We start from the raw sequence: 18648 nt of genomic DNA, 5'->3' as shown, positions 1-18648 counted from the left end.
CGAGCGGCGCCAGCCCTGGCGCCGGGTGGGAGGGAAAGCATGGGATTTGTGCGCAACGGCGAGGTGGTGCTGCGGTATTCGGTGCAGGGGCGCGCCGATGCGCCAGTCCTCGCCCTGGTCAATTCGCTCGGCACCGATGCGCGCATCTGGGACGGCGTGATCGAGAGGCTCGTGCCGCACTATCGCCTCCTGAGCTATGACAAGCGCGGCCATGGCCTCAGCGATGCGCCCCCGGGTCCCTACGCCCTTGCCGATCACCTGTCCGACCTTGCGGCGGTGCTCGATCATTTGGGGGTGGAGCGGCTCGCCTTGGCGGGGGTTTCGGTGGGCGGTTTGATCGCGCAGGGCTTTGCGCTTGCGCAACCCCAGCGGCTCAGCGCCCTGATCCTGTGCGACACCGCGGGGCGGATTGGCAATGACGGGCTGTGGAGCGAGCGCATCGCCGCCGTTGAGAATGGTGGCATGGTGGCGCTGGCAGACCTGCTGGTGGAGCGCTGGTTTTCACCGGGCTATCGGGCCGCTGAGGCGGACGCCGTCACCGGTTGGCGCAACATGCTGCTGCGCACCCCCGCCATTGGTTATGCCGGCACCTGCGCCACGCTGCGCGACACCGATCTGACCGAAGCCATTGCCGCTATCGGGCTGCCCACGCTGGTAGTGGCCGGCGATGCCGATCTCGCCACGCTGCCCGAGCTGGTGCAGGCGACCGCGCAGCGCATCCCCGGTGCGCAGTTCAAGATCATGCCCGGGGTCGGGCATATCCCATCCATCGAGCAGCCCGGACTCTTGGCCGGGTTGATCGCCACTTTCCTCAGCGAGGCCGGTTATGGCAACAAGCCCAAGCTTTGAACGCGGCATGGCGACCCGTCGCGCCGTGCTCGGCGACAACCATGTCGACAAGGCGAACGCGCGCAAGACCGCGTTCGACGACGATTTCCAGACCTTTATCACCGAAGGCGCCTGGGGCTCGGTATGGTCGCGGCCGGGATTGAGCAAGCGCGAGCGCTCCATGCTGACCATCGCGCTCTTGGCGGCGCTGGGCCACGACGAGGAAGTGGCGATGCATGTGCGCGCCAGCGTCAACACGGGCACCTCGCCCGACGACATCAAGGAGGCCCTGTTGCATGTTGCCGTTTATGCGGGCGTTCCGGCCGCCAACCGGGCCTTCCGGATTGCCAAGGAAGAGCTGGCCAAACGCGATGAGGTGAGCCAATGAGCGCGATCATGCTGCCCGGCGCCGATGGCGCCCTCTATCAGCGCGACCACAGCTGGCACCCGCCGGCCAACACCCCCGGCTACAAGAGCACGACCTTTCGCGCGCCGCGCCAGCCCCTGCTGGCGCTGGGCGCGACGGCCAGCGAGCTGACCGGCCCCACCTTTGGTCATTCGATGCTGGGCCAGCTCGATAATGATCTGATCCGCAACTACAGCCAGGATGGGACCGAGGCGATTGGCCAGCGCATGATCGTTTATGGCCAGGTGCTGGATGAAAACGCCCGCGCGGTGCCCAATACGCTGGTGGAATTTTGGCAGGCCAATGCCGGTGGGCGCTATCGCCACAAAAGGGAAGGCTATCTGGCCGCGATCGACCCCAATTTCGGCGGCTGTGGGCGGACCATCACCGACGAAAACGGGTTTTATTCCTTCCGTACGGTCAAGCCGGGAGCCTATCCCTGGCCCAATGGCGCCAATGACTGGCGCCCTGCCCATATCCATTTTTCCGTGTTCGGGCACGCCTTTGCCCAGCGGCTGATCACCCAGATGTATTTCGAAGGCGATCCGATGATCTGGCAATGCCCGATTGTGGGCACCGTGCCCGACAAGGCTGGCATCGAGCAGCTGATCGCCCGGCTGGATCGCCACAACACCACGCCCATGGACGCGCTCGCCTATCGCTTTGACATCGTGCTGCGCGGACGCCGCTCGACCATGTTCGAAAACAAGCTGGAGGGGAACTGATGTTGCACCCTGTTCCAACCCTGCGCGAAACGCCCTCGCAAACGGCCGGGCCTTATGTGCATATCGGCATGACGCCGAACTTTGCCGAAATCCACGGCATCTATGACGCCGATCCGGGCCTGGCCATGCTGACGCCCCACACGGTGGGCGAGCGCATCGAGATCGTTGGCCACATCGTCGATGGCGCGGGCTCACCGGTTGGCGATGCCGTGGTCGAAATCTGGCAGGCCGATGCGAGCGGCGCCTTCGCGGCGCCCATGGGGCCCAACAGCAATTCGGCCCCCCCTTTTACCGGCTGGTGCCGCCAGCCCGTCAATGCCGAGGGTGTTTTTACCTTCGAGACGATCAAGCCTGGTCCCGTAGCAGGGCCGGACGGCAAGCCGATGGCGCCGCATGTAAGCCTTTGGATCGTGGCCCGAGGCATCAATATCGGGCTGCAAACGCGGCTTTATTTCGCCGATGAAGCGGAAGCCAATGCGGCCGATTTCGTGCTCAACAGGATCCCCGATCCGCGCCGCCGGCAGACGCTGATTGCCCGGCGCGAGGAGGGCACGGTGCCGCGCTATGTGCTCGACATTTACCTGCAGGGTGACAAAGAAACAGTGTTCTTCGACATTTGAGCGGGGGGAGTGACGGCTATGAACACCTTGCTCGGGGCCCTCACCGGCGACGCCGAAGTCGCCAGCCTACTCTCCGATGACGCCCAGATCACGGCCATGCTGGCGGTGGAAAAGGCGCTGGCCGAGGCGAGCGCCGAGTGCGGTTGGATCAGCGAAGATGCGGCGGCCGCAGTGGCTGCCGGCATCAACGACTTTGTGCCCGATTGGCAAGCTCTGGCGGCCGGAATGGCCCAGGATGGCGTTGTGGTGCCCGCGCTGGTGCGGCAATTGCGGGGGCTGGTTGCTGAGCCGCATTGCGCGGCCGTGCACAAGGGCGCGACCAGCCAGGACATCATCGATACCGCCCTGATGCTGCAGCTCGCCGAGCTGTTTGATCTTTATGAGGAGCGGCTGAGCGCCCTGCTGGGGCAGCTCGACCGGCTGACGGAAACGGCTGGCGAGCGGGAGCTGATGGCCCATACCCGCATGCAGGTGGCACTGCCGACCAGTTGGGGCGCCAAGCTCGCGAGTTGGCGCGAGCCCCTGCAGCGCTATTTGCGCCAGCTGCTGTCCATGCGCCGTACCCTGCTCGTGGTGCAACTGGGCGGGCCGGTGGGGGATCGCGGCAGTTTTGCCGGGCAAGGCGACGCCATTGCTGCAGCCCTCGCGCGGCGGCTTGATCTGGGACTCGCTGCCCCTTGGCAGGCCACGCGCGACCCCATCGTGGCGCTTGGCAATCTCCTGGCGATGATCAGCGGCAGTCTGGGCAAGATCGGCGCGGATATCGCCTTGTTGGCGCAAAATGAGGTGGCAGCAGTGCAGCTGCACGGCGGGGGCGGCTCGTCGGCCATGGCGCACAAGTCCAACCCGGTCAATGCCGAGGTGCTGGTGGCGCTGGCCCGCGCCAATGCGGGCCTGGCCGGCACGCTGCAACAGGCCATGGTGCATGAATATGAGCGCTCGGGCGCAGCCTGGACCCTCGAATGGCTGACTTTGCCGCCCATGCTACTCAACACCGGCGCCAGCCTGCGGCTGGGTCTGGAGGTGCTCGATCAGGTGGAACTGCGCTAGCGCAGCATACATTGCAATTCGCGTGGACGCGCAGCATGGCGGGCAGATACCTGGTCAGATCCTCGGCGCTGCGCCGCAGATCATGGGCCTCGCAGAAATCCCTCCCTCTCCGCCATTCTTACCCTAATCTGCGTCAGAGCTCTGCATGAGCCAGGCCGGCTAATCGGCGGTGCTGACCTTTGCTGCACGCGTGCCGAGATTTCAGCCAGAGCGCATTCTCTCATCTCGGATCACGGCGTTCGGTGAGCTGCTTGGCAATTCGATTCCGACTATGCGTCGGCGGACGGGCGGGTTCTGAGACAGCCTCAAACGAGCGCGCCCAACCGAAACGGGGCGCAGAGTAGAGGGCTGGCGGCCGGCAAGAGCGCGGTTCTCGAGGTGCCGGCCGCAAAGGACGTGCCGGCAACTCGGGTTTATCACGCCGCGCCAATGCAAGCTCCGGTCGAGCTTACGACGCGTTGGTGATGCGGACGATCTCGGAGGTGCCCCGTTCGGCATCTTCGGTTACTGCATAGACCGCGCCGTCAGGCCCGACCTTGACATCCCGCACCCGGGCTTGGAGCGGCACCCATTCCTCGGTTTCGACCTGATCTTTGTCGTTGAGGTGCAGGACAACAATGGATTGCGCCACCAGCCCACCAACCAGAAACGCACCCTGCCATTGCGGGAATTCATCCCCCTCGTAATAGGCCATGCCTGATGGGGCGATCACCGGATCCCAATAATAGACCGGCTGGGTGGTTTCAGCGTCTTGGGTGATGCCCTCACCGATCGGCTTGCCACTATAGTCGATCCCGTAGGTGACTTCAGGCCAGCCATAATTGGTGCCAGGCTCGGGACGATTGAGTTCGTCACCGCCCTTGGGCCCATGTTCCACTGCCCATAAACGGCCTTGCCCGTCCAGCGCCGCCGACTGCATGTTGCGGTGCCCAAGGCTCCAAATCTCGGGCAGGGCGCCCTCCACATCCACAAAAGGATTGTCGGGAAGCGGATCGCCATTCTGGTCGATGCGGAAGATCTTGCCCAAGCCAGAGCCTAGATCCTGTGCCTGCACCCGCGGCTCCACGTCGGAACGCTCGCCTACGGTAACAAACAAGGATCCATCGGTGCCGAACACGAGGCGAGAGCCGAAGTGCTTGGTGCCGTCATAGGTGGGCATTTGCTGGAAGATCACCTCCATATCCTCGAGGCTGGCGCCGCCATCATCGTTCATCACCAGTCGGGCTTTGGCCACGGATGTGCCATTGCCGCCCTCGCGCGGTTCGGAGAACGAAAAGAAAATCAGGCCTGAGCTCTCGAAGTCCGGCGCCAGCGCCACGTCGAGCAGCCCCCCCTGTCCTTCGCTGTCGACAGCGGGAACACCCTCGACCGGCGCGCTCACTTTGCCATCTTCGCTGATGATGTGCAGCGCCCCGGCTTTGGCCGTCACCAACATGCGGTTGTCCGGAAGAAATTCCAGCGCCCAAAGTTGCGGCAGATCACTTGCCACCACTTCCGTTTCAACAGCAGCGGGGTTTTCCGGCAGTGGTGCTCGCGTCTGCTGGGCGAAGGCCGGCTCCTGATCAGGCGCATTTGGGGCTTGCGTCTGCACGGTGGGCGCTTGCGCCAATACAGGGGGCATCAGTGCCGCCGTGGAGAGTACGGTCCCGACAAGCAAAAAGGAAAGGCGAGGCATCGAGAACTCCCATTGTGATAACTGCAGGAAGGCGGTGTTTTCCGGGCGACCGGCAACGACCACCTGGTTGGAGCAATCCCCGACCTTCCTTCCCGTTGCATCAACGGGGTCAATACATTTTGACCGGTTGCAGCGGGTCCTCCATTGAACACGGCACTCGGGCGAGCGGGGTCGATCGGCTGGCAACCGGCTGGGGCAGCGTCCAAACCGTATACCCCGCGGAGAACAACCGACTGCGGCGCACTCACTGCCCCGAACGCTGCGACCCCATTTCAGCTGTCGAGGGTGAACCAGGAGGCAAAGGGCAGACATCTCGGCCGCCTGCTTGGCGCGTCCCCGGCGTGGCCACAATTTGTGCTGTTTGGTCTGCTGCCTACCAGCAGCGGCATTATTCGTGCGGCGAGCATCATCCAACAAGGGCGACCGAATGAGCGATACCAAGGCGGCACTCGACGCGGACCTGATCGCGAAGCTGCTTGGCGAACAGCACCCGGACTTGGCCGAGTTGCCGCTGGCTTTGGGGGCTCTGGGTTGGGATAACCAGATGTGGCGGCTTGGGGACGAACTCGCAGTTCGTTTGCCCTGGTCGACCCAAGATGCGGATGAGCTGCTCCTCAAGGAGTTCGCTTTCTTGCCTGCCATGGCCCCGCGTCTTCCGCTGCCGATACCTGTCCCCAAAAGACTTGGGCAACCTTCCGAGCTGTTCCCGCGCACATGGATCGTGACGACCTGGGTTCCTGGCGAGCCTGCGGACCGCGCCCCTGCGACTCTTGGCCTTCAAGCCGCAGACAGCCTTGCCGCTTTCCTGGCAGCGCTTCACCACCCCGCGCCTCCTGCTGCACCAATCGGGCGACACGGCAGAGGCGGATCCCTGGCTACATCCAGCGAAGGTGTTGCCCGGTTCCTGAAAGAGGCAACCGATCGTCGGCTGATCGCCGATCCGGATGATCTGCGGGACATCTGGGCTGACGCCGTGACCGCTCCTGCATGGACGGGCCAAGCCATGTGGCTTCATGCGGACCTACACCCGGCCAATCTGCTGACCAGAGGAGGTGATTTTTGCGGCGTCGTTGACTTTGGCGACATGTGTGCAGGCGATCCTGCCTGCGACCTGGGTGCCGCGTGGCTGCTGCTGCCTGATGGCGCGATCAATCGCTTCTGGGACAGCTATCGCCCGGCGATTGACGCAGCTACCCTGCGCCGTGCCCGCGGTTGGGCACTCGGCAAGGCGCTCGTGTGCCTGATTATCGGCGATGATCTTGTTCACGGTCGGCCCGGTGGGAAGGCGACCTGGGGCCCACCAGCACAAGCTGCCATCCGGCGCCTCGTCAGCTCCTGGCGATGGGCTAAATCCCACGATCAGTAAGCAAGTTTATATAGCCCGGCGGCCAGCACCTGGATGCCCGCGACAATGTCGGCGATGGTTGAAAACTCCTCAGGCGTGTGGCTGCGCCCTTTTTCGGAGCGCACAAAGATCATTACGGTTTTGGCGATCTTGGCCATTTGCTGGGTGTCGTGGCCGGCGCCGCTCGCCATGGTGAGGGTGGGCACGCCCTGATCCGCCGCTGCCTGGCGGAAGGTGGCCACAAGGCCTGGGTCGCTGAGGCAAGGCGCCTTTTCGGTGCCGATATCCCATTCGATCTCGAGCCCGCGCCGTGCGGCTACTTCCAGCATCAATTGCTCATGGAGGCGGTAAAGCTCCTCGCCTTTGGCGGGGTGGGGGTGGCGCACATCGATGGTGAAGCGGATTTCACGCGGCACCACGGCGGCGCCATTGGGATTGACCTCCACTCGGCCGATCGTGGTCACGGCAGGGCGTCCGAGCCGGTGGGCGGTGTTGATCACGCCACTGCCGATTTCAAGGAAACCGGCCATGGGATCACGGCGCAGATCCATGGGGAAGGCGCCGGCATGGTTCTGCTCGCCCCGCAACGTCACCCGGTAGTGCCGCAGGCCGGTGATGGCATCAACGATGGCCACCGGCAGGTCGGCATGTTCGAGGATCGGGCCCTGCTCGATATGGAGTTCGACAAAGCTCTCGATATCGTCCCGCTGCGCCGTGGCGATCCGGCTGGGATCAAGGCCCACTGCGCGCATGGCATTGGCGATGCTCATGCCTTCGAAGTCATGGGTGTTGTCGGCATCGCCCTGCTGGATGGCGCCGGTGATGGCGCGCGAACCCCAGAAATTGGCGGTGGGAAAGCGGCTGCCTTCCTCTTCGCATAACGAAACGGCTTCCAGTGTCCGCTTGGGCTGGCCGTATTGTGCCTTGAGCGCCCGCAGGGCAATGAGGGCGCTCAGGGCTCCCAGCGTGCCGTCATAGCGCCCGCCCGGGCACTGGGTGTCGATGTGCGAGCCCGAAACAATGGATGGGCCGCCCTGGCTGCCCTCGAGCTTGCCCCAGACATTTCCCACCGCGTCGCGGCTGACACTGAGGCCCGCTTCGGCGGCCCAGCGGGCAAAGAGGTCATTGGCCGCCACCCATTCGGGCGAATACACCGTTCGCCACACGCCGGTGCCGCTATGGGCGCCAATGGCACCCATTTCCATGATCATGGCTTCAACCAGCGCGGGGTCGATGGTGACGGGGGTCAAGACAAACGCTCCTGGCGGCCGCGAACAAGTTGAGACAGGCAAACCGCCACGACCAGCGCGCCGCCATAAAACAGATCCTGCACGAAGGTGCTGATGCCCAGGATCGACAGGCCCGTGATGCCGGTCACAAGGAAATAGACGGCGATCACCGAGCCGATGGGGTTGAAGCGACCGGGCGTGATGCTGGTAGCACCCAGGAATGCCGCGGCAAAGGCAGGCAGGAGGTAAGTGAGGCCCGAATTGGGGTCAGCCGCGCCCAGCGAGCCGACAAACAGCACGCCGGCCAGGCCGCCCAGAGCTCCCGAAACCAGGAAAGTGACCGCGCGAACCTGGTCGACGCGAATGCCCGAGAGCCGGGCGACTTCACGCCCGCGGCCCACAAACAGCAGGCGCTGACCGGCGGCGGTGAAGGTGAAGATATACCAGATGATCGCCGCAACGATCAGCGCGTAATAGAAGGCCATGGGAATGCCGAACAAGCGGGTGACAATAACCGCATTGGTGATGGCAAAATCGATGCCGCTGATCGTGTTGGAGTTCGAGATCCACAGCGTGATGCCGTGGAGGAACGTGCCCATGCCCAGGGTCACGATCAGCGAGTTGATGCGGAAATAAAGGACGAGAAAGGCGTTCACCGCCCCGATCACGAGACCGGTGGCTACCGCCGCCAGCACTGCCGCCACGATGGGCCAGTCGAAGTAAACATTGAGGACCGCGATCACCATGGCACTGAGCGTCAGATTGCCCGCGATGGAAAGATCGTAGTCGCCGGCCGTCAACGGCACGATCAGGCCCAGCGTCATGACGACGAGGACCGCTTGCGAGCCGAAGATGGTGGAGAAATTAGCCCAGCTGAAAAAGGTCGTCGGCCGCAATAGGCTAAAGACGATGATCACCGCCACCCAGGCCAGAACGAGGCCATAGCGCTCGCCCCACACTACCCAGTTCCTGTTCCGGGTTGTGCCTTGAGCCGCATTGATTTGGGTCATGACAGCTTGGCTCCAGTGTCTTCGGTAAAGTAACAGCTTTCGGCAATGGCCGATTTGGAGATGGCGGCGCCTTCGAGTTCCGCCACCTGGCGGCCTCGGCCCAGCACGACCACCCGATTGCAGATCGCGGCCAATTGCTCATGATCCGAGCTGGCGCAGATGATCGCTGCACCAGCGTCAGCCATGCGGCGGATTTCGCCGAACACCTGTTCGCGCGCCCCGATATCGACGCCCTGCGTCGGCTCGTCCAGCAGCACCAGCTTGGGCTGCAGCTGGAACCACTTGGCCAGCACCACCTTCTGCTGGTTGCCGCCCGACAGGGCGCTCATCAGCGCCTCGGGATCGGCCGGGCGCACGTCAAAGGCGGCGTTGAGGCGCGCCGCTTCAGCGCGCATGGCGCTGCGCGAGAGCAGCCAGCCGCCCCCAAAGCGTCGCAGGATGGGCAGGGTGGCATTGTCGGTGACGCTGAGCGTGGGCACCACGCCGGCAGTCAGCCGGTCACCGGGAATAAAGGCTGTGCCATTGCGCACTGACTGATGCGGCGTGGCTTGGCTCAAGTCGCTCTCGGTGCCCTCAAGCGTCAGGAATCCCGCGTCCGCCTGGGTGGCGCCAAAGCACAGGCTGACCACATCGTCATAGCCTGACCCGATCAACCCGGTGATCCCCACCACTTCTCCGCCCCGCACGCGCAAGGAGAAATCCTCGACCGCGCCGCCTCGCAGGCCCGCAATGATCGCGACTTCGGAACCAAACTCACGCTCAGGCGGGCGCATAGTGGCCAGATCAACCGAGCGGCCGATGATGAGTTCAACGATCTCGGCCTTGCTGGCCGACTTGGTGATGAGGGAGCCGGCCAGCTGCCCATCGCGCAGCACGCTGATGCGATCGGTGATCTCGCTGACCTCGTCGATATCGTGCGAAACAAAGATCACGCTCGCGCCTTGCGCCACGATGGCGCGCACCAGGTCAAACAGCTTGCCGACATCCTTGGCGGGCAGGAAAGGCGTCGGCTCGTCAAGGATCAAGAGCTTGGTGAGCGTGCCCTTGGCTTGCTCGAGCTGATCAAAGGCGCGCACGATGGCGAGCAGCGCCCGCTCAACCGAACTGAGGCTCTCCACCTCGGCATAAGGGTCGAGGGCGAGGCCGAAGCGCGCGAACAATTCCTTGGCCCGACGGGCCTGAGCGCTCCAGTTGATGCGCCAGCGTGGCTCTGTGGCGTGCTCCCCGATCAGCAGATTTTCCAGCACGGACATGGAGGCGATGAGGCCCAGATGCTGATGCACAAAGGCAATGCCGAGCTTGCGAAATTCGCCCGGCGGCAAGGGAAGGGGCACCTCCTGGCCACCCACCAACAGGCGCCCGCCCTGGTCAGGGGTGTGAAAGCCCGCCAGGATCTTGATGAAGGTCGATTTGCCCGAGCCGTTCTGGCCCAACAGCCCGTGCACTTCGCCGGGCGCGATTTCAAGCGTCACGTCGGACAACACGCGCGTCGTGCCGAAATGCTTGGACAGGGCCTCAACCCGCAGCGCGCTGGCCGGGCCGCCCTGGGGCGAGCCGGCGGGGGCAGTAAGAGGAAGCGTCAAAGCTGCCAGAGCTCCTTGTAGCCTTGCACATAGGCGTCGCCATAGCCCTTGGAGACTTCGGCGGGTGTTCCGGCGCTGGCGGCATTGTTGGCGTCAAAGATCACCAGCGGGATCTTAGGGTCCGTAACGGGATCGAGGCCGCAAACAAGGCGCATCTGGGCGTCGAGCATGCCATAGGCGATCCAGTCGAGGTTCTCGCCAATATCCATCTCGACCTGGCCGTTCTGGATCATGTCGAGCACGAAAGGCGTGCCGTTGAAGGTCGCGATCTTCACCCGGTCGGTGGCGCCGGTGATGGTCAGGGCCGGTACCACGAACTGGTTCATGCCGTCATAGATGGGCAGGATATAGTTGATGGTCGGGTCGGCGATGATCGCAGACTGCACATTGGACTGGATCTTGCTGGCCCAATCGGGGATCGACACATTCACCGTTGTGAATTTGCTCTCGGGATGGGCAGCAAAGACCTCCTCGATGCCCGCCATCATGGACTCGGTGGACAGCACTTCATTGGTGATCAGCACCAGTGCATTGGCCTTGCCCTGGGTCTTGGTGATGGCCCATTCAGCCAGCAGCTTGCCGGCCTGCTTGTAGTCGATCGGGATGGAGGCAGTGAGCCCGCCGGGCACTTCCTGCTCGAAGCCCGTGAGGTGGGATGCGGTGACGATGGCGCCAGCATCGCGGGCCGCCTTGATCTGCGTCGTTAGCACGCGAGGATCGGCCCCGGCCAGGAGATCGATGAGGTCGAACTGGTTGGTGACCCCATATTCGATGCCCTGCACCCACTGGGTCGGCTGGCCCTGGTTTTCCCAGATCTGGTATTCAAAGCCGATTTCCTTGGCGATTTCGCCCATGGCTTCGGCAATGGTGGCAACGAAGGGAACGGCGCTCGAAGCGGGCACCGACAGGATGCTCTTTTCGGCCATGCAGGCCTTGGCGTCGAAAGGCTCGCCGGGCGCGGTGAACGTGGGAACACCGGTATATTTGTCCAGGTCCGCCTGCGCTGCTGCCAGGGCGTCCTGCGCCTGCGTCGCTCCCGCCGAAAGCAAGCCAAGCGCCAGCGTGGCCGCCACCAATCTCGTTGTTGTTGCCATGATCCTCACGTCCCCTTCTCCAAGACGCCCGCAACATGTCGCCACGGGTATACATAGTCCACGATTGACAACCGCTTTCGCGGCGCTCGTCAACTGCGTTTCCGGCGTTTTTGGTTCGATTGCCGCTGAAAATTAGCAGCTCGCCCAAGTGTTGCGCCCGCTGAACAACAATGCGGCACCGAATGCCTTCGCAGCGAGCAAAGTTGTGCGTGTTCTGCCAGGCGCCAGTGCTGTCTTCCCGAGAGTTGAGCGGCTTCTGATCAGCGGTGCAAAATCAACCAAGAGATTATGGACTATGCATCCACAGTACCGTAACGCTAAGGACGAATAGCCTTCCGGAGAATATGATGAAAACGATCGGCGTCGATGTCGGCGGCACCTTTACCGACCTGGTTTATTGCGACATGACCAGCGGAGACATCGCCATCCACAAGGTCTCCACCACGCCTGACGACCCCTCGCGCGGCGTGATGACGGGGATTACCGAGCTTTGTGCGGCGAACAATGTCGAGCCTTCCAGTATCGACTATGTGTTCCATGGCACCACTACCGCCACCAATTCGGTGCTGGAAAACAAGGGCGCCAAGGCCGGCCTCATCACCAATGAAGGCTTTCGCGACATCATCCATATCGGGCGCCACCAGCGCGTGGAGCATTATTCCATTATCCAGGAACTGCCCTGGCAGCACCGCCCGCTGGTGCGCCGGCAGCATCGCAAGACCGTCGGTGGGCGCCTGGTGCCCCCGACCGGCGCCGAGCTGGAGCCGCTGGATCGTGAGGGCGTGCGTCGTGCGGCCCAGGAGCTAAAGGCGGAGGGCGTCGAATCGGTCGCGATCTGCTTCCTGTTTTCCTATCTCAATCCCGCCCATGAGCTGGAAGCCAAGGCCATCGTCGAAGAGGTGATGCCCGGGGCGTTTGTCACCACCTCGTCGTTCATCTCCCCCCAGTTCCGCGAGTTCGAGCGCTTCACCACCGCTGCGCTCGCCGCCTTTATCGGCCCCAAGGTCGACCGCTATATCGACAATCTCGACAAGGCGCTGCGCGCCATCGGTGTGCAGGGAGATCTGCGCATCATGGCTTCCAATGGCGGGGTCGCCACCCCCAAGATGGTGGTGGAAAAACCAACCCTGACCCTGCTGTCCGGCCTTGCCGCCGGTGTGCTGGGGGGCAAGTGGATCGGTGATCTCACCAGCCATGATCGCCTGATCACCTTCGATATCGGTGGCACCAGCGCCGACATCGGCATCATCGTCGATGGGGTGTTCTCGGAAACCGATGCGCGCTCCACCTCCATTGCCGGTTTTCCGCTGCTGACCCCGATGATCGACATCCACACCATTGGTGCGGGTGGTGGCTCCATCGCCCATATCGATCGGGGCGGCGCCTTCCGTGTCGGTCCGCAATCGGCTGGCGCCGTGCCGGGTCCCGCAGCCTATGGACGGGGCGGCACCGAGCCCACCGTGACCGACGCCAATCTGGTGCTGGGTCGCCTTGCCGCGCAGGATTTCCTTGGCGGCGGCATGACGCTCGACGAAGCCGCCTCCCGCAAAGTGGTGGGCGAGCTTTCCGAACGCCTGGGCATGTCGATCAACGAGACGGCCGAGGGCATCCTCACCATCATCAATTCCAACATGGCCAATGCCATCCGCTCGCGCACCGTGCAAAAGGGCATCGACCCCCGCAGCTTCGCGCTGGTCGCCTTTGGCGGCGCCGGCCCGCTGCATGGCGTGGAAGTGGCGCGCATGCTCGACATCCCCGAAGTGATCGTGCCGCCATTCCCCGGCATTACCTCGGCCATGGGCCTGCTGACGACCGACCTCAAATATGACCTGACGCGCACGCAGTTCCAGGTCTCGGGCGCGGTCGATCTCGAGCGCATCAACAGCGATATCTCCGCCATGGAAGCCGAGCTCTCGGCACAGTTCGTCGCCGACAAGATCACCAGCCAAGACGTGTCGTTCCAGCGGATTGGTGACCTGCGCTATGTGGGGCAGGGCTATGAACTCAAGATCGCCTTCCCAGGTGGCGCCATCACCGAAGCAGGGCTCAACGAGACCTTTGAAGCCTTCCACCGTGCCCATGCGGCAGAATATGGGCACGCTTTCAAGGCGAGCCCCATCGAGATCGTCAATCTGCGGGTGAGCGGCATTGGCCGCATGCCCAAGATCGACAAGCTGCGCGCCCCCGCGAGCGGCAGCCTTGAGGAAGCGCTGGTGCGCACTGTGCCAAGCGTTTTCCGTGTTGGAGGCGAGCTCAAGACCTTTGACACGCCAGTTTATCGGCGCACCGCCTTGCCGGTCGGCCAGGCTTTCGAAGGTCCCGCCATTATCCTGCAAAAAGATTCCACCACCGTCATGCCGCCCGCGACCAGCGCCGTTGTGGAGGCTTCAGGCAGCATCATCATCACCCTGGGAGAGGCCAAATGAGCCAGAACCTCACCGAAACTCTCGTGGCCGCACCCACCCGCGTTGATCCCGTCACCGGCGCCGTGATTCAGGGCGCGCTCGAGAACATCGCCATCGAAATGGGTCACAAGCTCATGCGCATGAGCTATTCCTCCATTATCCGCGAGAGTGAAGATTTCGGCACCGCCCTGACCGACGCCACCGGCCGGCAGATGTGCGAATGCAAGATGTCGACTCCCCTGCAGTCTGGGCCGATTCCCGGCTATGTGCGCGGCATCCTCAAGCAGATGGAAGCACGCGGGGACACGCTGCGCCCGGGCGACGTCATCATGCACAACGATCCCTATGGCGGCGCCAGCCACGGCCCCGATGTGGGCTTTGCTGTCCCGGTGTTTCTGGGCGAACAGCTGATCGGTTTTTCGGTCACCACAGCGCACCATCTCGATATCGGCGCACTAACGCCGGGCAGCACCGGCATTGTGGATGCCGTCGATACTTATGCCGAGGGCCTGCAGTTCAAGGCCATCAAGGTGGTGGATGCCGGTAAGCGCAATGAAGCTGTCTGGTCGATCCTGCGCGACAATATCCGTGCTTCCGCCCTCGTTGTCGGGGACATGGAAGCCCAGGTGCAAACCGCGCAGATCGGCGCCGAACGGTTCCTCGACCTCGTCAACAAATATAGCCTCAAGACCGTCATGGACGCCTTTGAGGACCTGCTCGATTATTCCGAGCGGCTGATGCGCTCGGCCATCGCCGCGCTGCCGGATGGGGACTATTCCGCCAAAACCTTCATCGATGGCTTCCTTGACGACGCCGATCCCTCGCGCAAGGACCTGCCCATAGCCGTGACCCTCAAGGTGCGGGGCGACAGCATCACCGTTGATCTCACCGGTACCGCACCGCAACTACCCGACAAGCCCATCAACATGCCGCTGGTCGGAACGGTGGATATTTCCATCTGGCTGACGCTCCGCTCCATCCTTCTGGACAGCGTCACCTATGGCAGCATTCCCCAGAACGAGGGCCTCACCCGCCCCATCACCATTGTCGCCCCTCGCGGCACCCTCGCCAATCCGATTTTCCCAGCTCCGGTGATTGCCCGTTTTTGCCCCGGCAATGCCTTGGCCGACACCGTGATGAAGGCGCTGGCCCAAGCCGTGCCCCAACAGGTATCGGCCGGCATTGGCAATCTGCGCGTGGTCGCCTTTTCGGGCATGGAAGACGGCAAGCAGTGGGTTCATATGGAGATTTTGGAAGGCAGCTACGGCGGCCGCTACGGCTCGGATGGCATGGACGCGGTGGATACGCTCTTTGCCAATACCCGCAACAATCCGATTGAAGATATCGAGTCGCATCTGCCGATCCGGGTTGATCGCTATGAGCTGCGCAACGACGCCACCGCTGCCGGCCGCACCCGTGGCGGCATTGGCACGGTGCGCGAGTTCACCTTCCTCGCCGATGGCGCCTTTTCGGTGGAAGGGGATGGCCACAAATACCGGCCCTGGGGCTATGAGGGCGGCGAGGACGGCTATACCGCTTCGCTCAAGCTGATCCACCAGGCGGGCGGCGAAACCGACCTCGTTTCCAAGGTGCCCTATCACAAGATCAAGGCCGGCGATCACCTGATCTCGCGCGGCCCCAGCGGCGGTGGTTACGGCAATCCCTTTGAGCGTGATCCGCAGGCCGTGTTGTTCGACGTGTTGGAAGGGCTGGTTTCTGCCGAGGCCGCCGAACAGCATTACGGCGTCGCCATCTCCGGCAATGCGGTGGATGGGGCGCGCACAGCGCAGCTGCGCTCGGCCTAGAGCCCAAGCGTTCCCGACCCGGGGCCAGCATTCGTGCCGGCCTCGGAATCTGAGGCGGCAGTTCGGCACCAGGCCGGCTGTTGCCTCTTTTTTATGCCTCCAGAAACTCCCGCCAGCGGCGCACCAGATAGGTGTGCTCGTCCATAAAGGCGTTCCAGACCCGCACCCGCGCCATGCGTTCAAGATACGAGCCGCCTTCCCGGAGGTCGCCGGGTGCGATGCTAGGCTCTCCCGCCGGATTGGTCAGCACGGTCTCGGCCGGCTTGCCGGCATACCAGTAATCCCATTCCGGCCCGCTCAGATGGGGTCGCACCAGATCGGGCAGCACGAAGTAATAGCCCTGGCGGGTGGTGATGGCGCCGCCTTTGCCGTTCATCCACCAGTTGAGATAGGCATAGGCCGCTTCCAGCTGCTCGCCTTGCGCGGCTGCCGAAATGCACAGATCCACATGCCAGCCGCGAAAGCCCTCCTGCGGCACGGCCGAAACCACCGGCACGCCCTGGCTGCGCAGGGTGGCAAGGGCCGGTGAGAACATCGATTGCAGCACGGCCCCGCGGTGCATGGACCGGGCCGCCTCGTAGTGGTTGTTCCAGATAGTTTTGAAGTGACCCAGTTTCTTTTTGCGCAGCAGGATGTCCGCGACGATGTCGATCTCCTCGATGGAGAGATTGCCGACATCGGCAAAGCTCATCCCCTCGGAAGCCTCCACGGCAAGGGCTGCCTCGATCATGCCCAGCACGGGTTCGCTCATGATCGCGACCCGGCCATGCAGACGCTTGTCGAGCATCCAGCCCCAGCTATGGGGCGTGCCTTCTGGCCATTCCTTGAGGGCGGCCGGCAAAAAGGCAAAGGAATCGACGCCATGCTGCAGCGGCAGCATCACGATCTGGTCGGTGGGGGCAGGGCCGATGGCGCCCGATGGCTGCACAAAGAGCTGGTTGAACACTGACCCCAGGGCGCGGGCGTCGCTGCGGCGCGCCACCGCCTGGCTCTTGATCAGCTGACCATTGCGTATGCGCTTAAGGTCAATGGCCTGAATGGCGCGGGCCGTCCAGATCAGATCAACCGTGTGCCACTGGTGGTACACATCGAAGCTCTCAGGGGTAGTCACCACCCGCTGCAAACCCTTGACGCTGTCGATCAGCTCGAATTCCAGGTCGAAGGGCAGATCGCTCGCCGCTTGTTCCAGCACCGCGCGGGGGAGAACTTCGCTGCGGGCAATGATGCGGAGCTTGGGTCGTTGGGGCACGCAGGAACTCTTTAGTGAATGCGGGTGAGATAGGGCGCGATCGCGGCGGCATCAAACACCGAAAGCACTTTAAGCCGGGCCCGGGCTCGCGCATGGTCCGCATCGAGATGGTGACGCAGCGCCATGGCAGCGCCAGCGCCGTCGCCGAGCAGCAGATGATCGAACACCAGCGCGTGCTCGCGCAAAAGATTGGTTTCCTCGTGCAGCCCGATATAGGTCTCGAACAGGCGATTGATAACAAGCGACAGCTGCGACAGCTGCACCGCTCGCGCCAGCTGCTTGTTCCGGCCGGCCCGCAGCGCTTCCACATGCAGGTCCGCTTCGAGCTTGTCGAGCACGGCCTGGGTGAGGGGCACCGATCCCTCCAGCACCGCTGCGATATCGGCACGCGCTTTGCTCAGCATGCCGCTATCCAGATGCGGCTGCGCGGCGGCAATTGCCCCGGGCTCCAGCAGCCGGCGCACTTCATGGGCATCATCGAGCATGCGGGCGCTGAACGGGCCGGCAATCCAGTGGGAACTGCGGTCCTTGTCAATCAGCCCTCGTGCATCGAGACGCGAAAGTACGTCACGCACTACGGTGCGACTGACATCGAAATAGTCCCCGATCCCAGCCTCCGAAATCTGGAAAGTGCCGAAGGGAATGCAGTTCATGATGTCGGTTTCGACGGCCGCAAAGATGCGCTCCCAACTGGCTTGCCCCAGATTGCTCCCAAGTTCGGCTGGCAGGTCCAGCGCCAGGCCGTGTAGATTGGTGCGCGTCGTGCTTTCTCCAGCACCCCCGGCGCCGACCACATAGCCTTGCGAACTCAGCGGGGTGATCACCCCTTCAGCCGCCAACAGGTCCAAGGCCCGCTTTACGGGCGGGCGGCTCACGCCCAGCCGGTCGGCCACTGCCGAAACCAGCAGCCGGGTCCCAGCGGGTAACTTGCCCGTCCGGATATTGGCGTGAAGTGCCTCCCGAACGATCTGGTAATAAGGTTTGTTGTCGGCAGGTTGTGCTTTAGCCATCACTTCGAAACTGCACGACTAGGGCGGGCAAAAAGGGGACGTGTATCTCGCAAGGCAACCCTACCGACACTGGTCCCGTTCGGAAATCGCTTCCGTTGGGACTGGGCTCGTTTTAGCACAGCATTGAAGACAGGGGGGCGGCTTGCATGAAACCTGATCTCGTTCAGCGCCCTTCAGCGCGGCTCCTGGTTGTCGATCCCAGCGGTTGCGTGCTGTTGTTTCGCTTCGTGCACGGTTCGGGCGCGCTGGCCGGGCGAACTTTTTGGGCGACGCCGGGCGGCGCAGTGGACGAGGGCGAGAGCTTCGAACAGTCCGCCCGGCGCGAACTCGAGGAAGAAACTGGCCTGATCCTGGAGGTAGGGCAGGAGGTGGGCCAGCGCAGAACCACATTCCCCCTGGCCTCGGGCCAGATGGTGCAAGCCGATGAGCGATACTTTCTGGTTCGGGCGCCGAGCCAGGACATCTCGCGGCAAGGTTGGACCGATCTCGAGCGCGAAGTGATGGCGGAGCATCGCTGGTGGAGCCACAAGGAGCTTGCCACGACGAGCGAGCAGGTGTTTCCCGAAGACCTCCTCGACTATCTCCGGGCTGCCGGCGTTGCTTGAGCCGGCCCT

At 63.4% G+C, this 18648-nt stretch carries 16 protein-coding genes; 9 read left to right on the top strand and 7 right to left on the bottom strand.

Going from position 1 to position 18648, the window contains the following annotated elements:
• Window positions 1-39 precede the first annotated feature (39 nt).
• Genes pcaD through HRU92_RS18680 form a run of 5 tightly spaced genes read left to right on the top strand, consistent with a single transcriptional unit; the run spans window position 40 to window position 3629 of the window.
• Window positions 40-849 carry a 3-oxoadipate enol-lactonase gene (gene pcaD, locus HRU92_RS18700; protein WP_173088885.1) on the top strand — a complete coding sequence of 270 codons (810 nt, stop codon included), beginning with the start codon at window positions 40-42 and terminating at the stop codon, window positions 847-849.
• Window positions 827-1216, top strand: coding sequence for a 4-carboxymuconolactone decarboxylase (gene pcaC / locus HRU92_RS18695; protein WP_127751917.1), 390 nt, complete (start codon window positions 827-829; stop codon window positions 1214-1216). The genes pcaD and pcaC overlap by 23 nt, the downstream gene beginning before the upstream one ends.
• Entirely contained in the window at window positions 1213-1959 is a 747-nt protein-coding gene (gene pcaH / locus HRU92_RS18690) for a protocatechuate 3,4-dioxygenase subunit beta (RefSeq protein ID WP_172125767.1), read from the top strand. The genes pcaC and pcaH overlap by 4 nt, the downstream gene beginning before the upstream one ends.
• Complete coding sequence (gene pcaG / locus HRU92_RS18685; protein ID WP_172125768.1) at window positions 1959-2579, top strand: protocatechuate 3,4-dioxygenase subunit alpha; 621 nt, start codon at window positions 1959-1961, stop codon at window positions 2577-2579. The genes pcaH and pcaG overlap by 1 nt, the downstream gene beginning before the upstream one ends.
• Window positions 2580-2597: 18 nt before the next feature.
• On the top strand, window positions 2598-3629 hold the full coding sequence (locus HRU92_RS18680) for a 3-carboxy-cis,cis-muconate cycloisomerase (protein ID WP_172125769.1): 1032 nt from the start codon (window positions 2598-2600) through the stop codon (window positions 3627-3629).
• Window positions 3630-4077: 448 nt separating this feature from the next.
• Here the strand turns inward: HRU92_RS18680 and HRU92_RS18675 are convergent, their stop codons facing one another.
• Window positions 4078-5304, bottom strand: a complete 1227-nt coding sequence (locus tag HRU92_RS18675) for a PQQ-dependent sugar dehydrogenase (protein WP_172125770.1) — start codon at window positions 5302-5304, stop codon at window positions 4078-4080.
• A 427-nt stretch (window positions 5305-5731) separates the two neighbouring features.
• On the opposite strand from HRU92_RS18675, the gene HRU92_RS18670 reads away from it, so the two are divergent.
• Entirely contained in the window at window positions 5732-6670 is a 939-nt protein-coding gene (locus HRU92_RS18670) for an aminoglycoside phosphotransferase family protein (protein ID WP_173088884.1), read from the top strand.
• On the opposite strand, the gene HRU92_RS18665 is transcribed toward HRU92_RS18670, so the two are convergent.
• The 4 genes from HRU92_RS18665 to HRU92_RS18650 are packed head-to-tail and all read right to left on the bottom strand — an operon-like array spanning window position 6664 to window position 11565.
• Window positions 6664-7899, bottom strand: coding sequence for a Zn-dependent hydrolase (locus HRU92_RS18665; protein WP_248307257.1), 1236 nt, complete (start codon window positions 7897-7899; stop codon window positions 6664-6666). The genes HRU92_RS18670 and HRU92_RS18665 overlap by 7 nt on opposite strands.
• Window positions 7896-8888, bottom strand: a complete 993-nt coding sequence (locus HRU92_RS18660; protein ID WP_172125772.1) for an ABC transporter permease — start codon at window positions 8886-8888, stop codon at window positions 7896-7898. Before HRU92_RS18660 ends, HRU92_RS18665 begins: the two co-directional genes overlap by 4 nt.
• On the bottom strand, window positions 8885-10471 hold the full coding sequence (locus tag HRU92_RS18655) for a sugar ABC transporter ATP-binding protein (protein ID WP_210258725.1): 1587 nt from the start codon (window positions 10469-10471) through the stop codon (window positions 8885-8887). Before HRU92_RS18655 ends, HRU92_RS18660 begins: the two co-directional genes overlap by 4 nt.
• Window positions 10468-11565 carry a substrate-binding domain-containing protein gene (locus tag HRU92_RS18650; RefSeq protein ID WP_172125773.1) on the bottom strand — a complete coding sequence of 366 codons (1098 nt, stop codon included), beginning with the start codon at window positions 11563-11565 and terminating at the stop codon, window positions 10468-10470. Before HRU92_RS18650 ends, HRU92_RS18655 begins: the two co-directional genes overlap by 4 nt.
• A gap of 344 nt (window positions 11566-11909) precedes the next feature.
• Here HRU92_RS18650 and HRU92_RS18645 point away from each other — a divergent pair, with 344 nt between their 5' ends.
• Together HRU92_RS18645 and HRU92_RS18640 are read left to right on the top strand one after the other, a co-directional pair.
• Entirely contained in the window at window positions 11910-13991 is a 2082-nt protein-coding gene (locus HRU92_RS18645) for a hydantoinase/oxoprolinase family protein (protein ID WP_210258726.1), read from the top strand.
• Entirely contained in the window at window positions 13988-15775 is a 1788-nt protein-coding gene (locus tag HRU92_RS18640) for a hydantoinase B/oxoprolinase family protein (protein ID WP_172125774.1), read from the top strand. The genes HRU92_RS18645 and HRU92_RS18640 overlap by 4 nt, the downstream gene beginning before the upstream one ends.
• 91 nt (window positions 15776-15866) lie before the next feature.
• Here the strand turns inward: HRU92_RS18640 and HRU92_RS18635 are convergent, their stop codons facing one another.
• Window positions 15867-17024 (bottom strand): signal peptide prediction, encoded by a 1158-nt coding sequence (locus HRU92_RS18635; RefSeq protein ID WP_127754432.1) that lies wholly within the window; start codon window positions 17022-17024, stop codon window positions 15867-15869.
• A gap of 11 nt (window positions 17025-17035) precedes the next feature.
• Entirely contained in the window at window positions 17036-18034 is a 999-nt protein-coding gene (locus HRU92_RS18630) for a GntR family transcriptional regulator (RefSeq protein WP_172125775.1), read from the bottom strand.
• 146 nt (window positions 18035-18180) lie between these two features.
• Between HRU92_RS18630 and HRU92_RS18625 the strand changes: the two genes are divergently transcribed.
• Window positions 18181-18639 carry an NUDIX domain-containing protein gene (locus HRU92_RS18625; RefSeq protein ID WP_172125776.1) on the top strand — a complete coding sequence of 153 codons (459 nt, stop codon included), beginning with the start codon at window positions 18181-18183 and terminating at the stop codon, window positions 18637-18639.
• Window positions 18640-18648: the final 9 nt, after the last annotated feature.

Origin of the sequence: Devosia sp. 1635 (assembly GCF_013185955.1) — a bacterium.
Taxonomy (GTDB): domain Bacteria; phylum Pseudomonadota; class Alphaproteobacteria; order Rhizobiales; family Devosiaceae; genus Devosia.
The sequence above is the reverse complement of the archived record's forward strand: the minus strand, read 5'-3'. Positions and strand labels throughout refer to the sequence as shown.

Coding starts and splice junctions, on each gene's coding strand:
- pcaD (WP_173088885.1), top strand. CDS start 40: ATGGGATTTGTGCGCAACGGCGAGGTGGTGCTGCGGTATTCGGTGCAG.
- pcaC (WP_127751917.1), top strand. CDS start 827: ATGGCAACAAGCCCAAGCTTTGAACGCGGCATGGCGACCCGTCGCGCC.
- pcaH (WP_172125767.1), top strand. CDS start 1,213: ATGAGCGCGATCATGCTGCCCGGCGCCGATGGCGCCCTCTATCAGCGC.
- pcaG (WP_172125768.1), top strand. CDS start 1,959: ATGTTGCACCCTGTTCCAACCCTGCGCGAAACGCCCTCGCAAACGGCC.
- HRU92_RS18680 (WP_172125769.1), top strand. CDS start 2,598: ATGAACACCTTGCTCGGGGCCCTCACCGGCGACGCCGAAGTCGCCAGC.
- HRU92_RS18675 (WP_172125770.1), bottom strand. CDS start 5,304: ATGCCTCGCCTTTCCTTTTTGCTTGTCGGGACCGTACTCTCCACGGCG.
- HRU92_RS18670 (WP_173088884.1), top strand. CDS start 5,732: ATGAGCGATACCAAGGCGGCACTCGACGCGGACCTGATCGCGAAGCTG.
- HRU92_RS18660 (WP_172125772.1), bottom strand. CDS start 8,888: ATGACCCAAATCAATGCGGCTCAAGGCACAACCCGGAACAGGAACTGG.
- HRU92_RS18650 (WP_172125773.1), bottom strand. CDS start 11,565: ATGGCAACAACAACGAGATTGGTGGCGGCCACGCTGGCGCTTGGCTTG.
- HRU92_RS18645 (WP_210258726.1), top strand. CDS start 11,910: ATGATGAAAACGATCGGCGTCGATGTCGGCGGCACCTTTACCGACCTG.
- HRU92_RS18640 (WP_172125774.1), top strand. CDS start 13,988: ATGAGCCAGAACCTCACCGAAACTCTCGTGGCCGCACCCACCCGCGTT.
- HRU92_RS18630 (WP_172125775.1), bottom strand. CDS start 18,034: ATGGCTAAAGCACAACCTGCCGACAACAAACCTTATTACCAGATCGTT.
- HRU92_RS18625 (WP_172125776.1), top strand. CDS start 18,181: ATGAAACCTGATCTCGTTCAGCGCCCTTCAGCGCGGCTCCTGGTTGTC.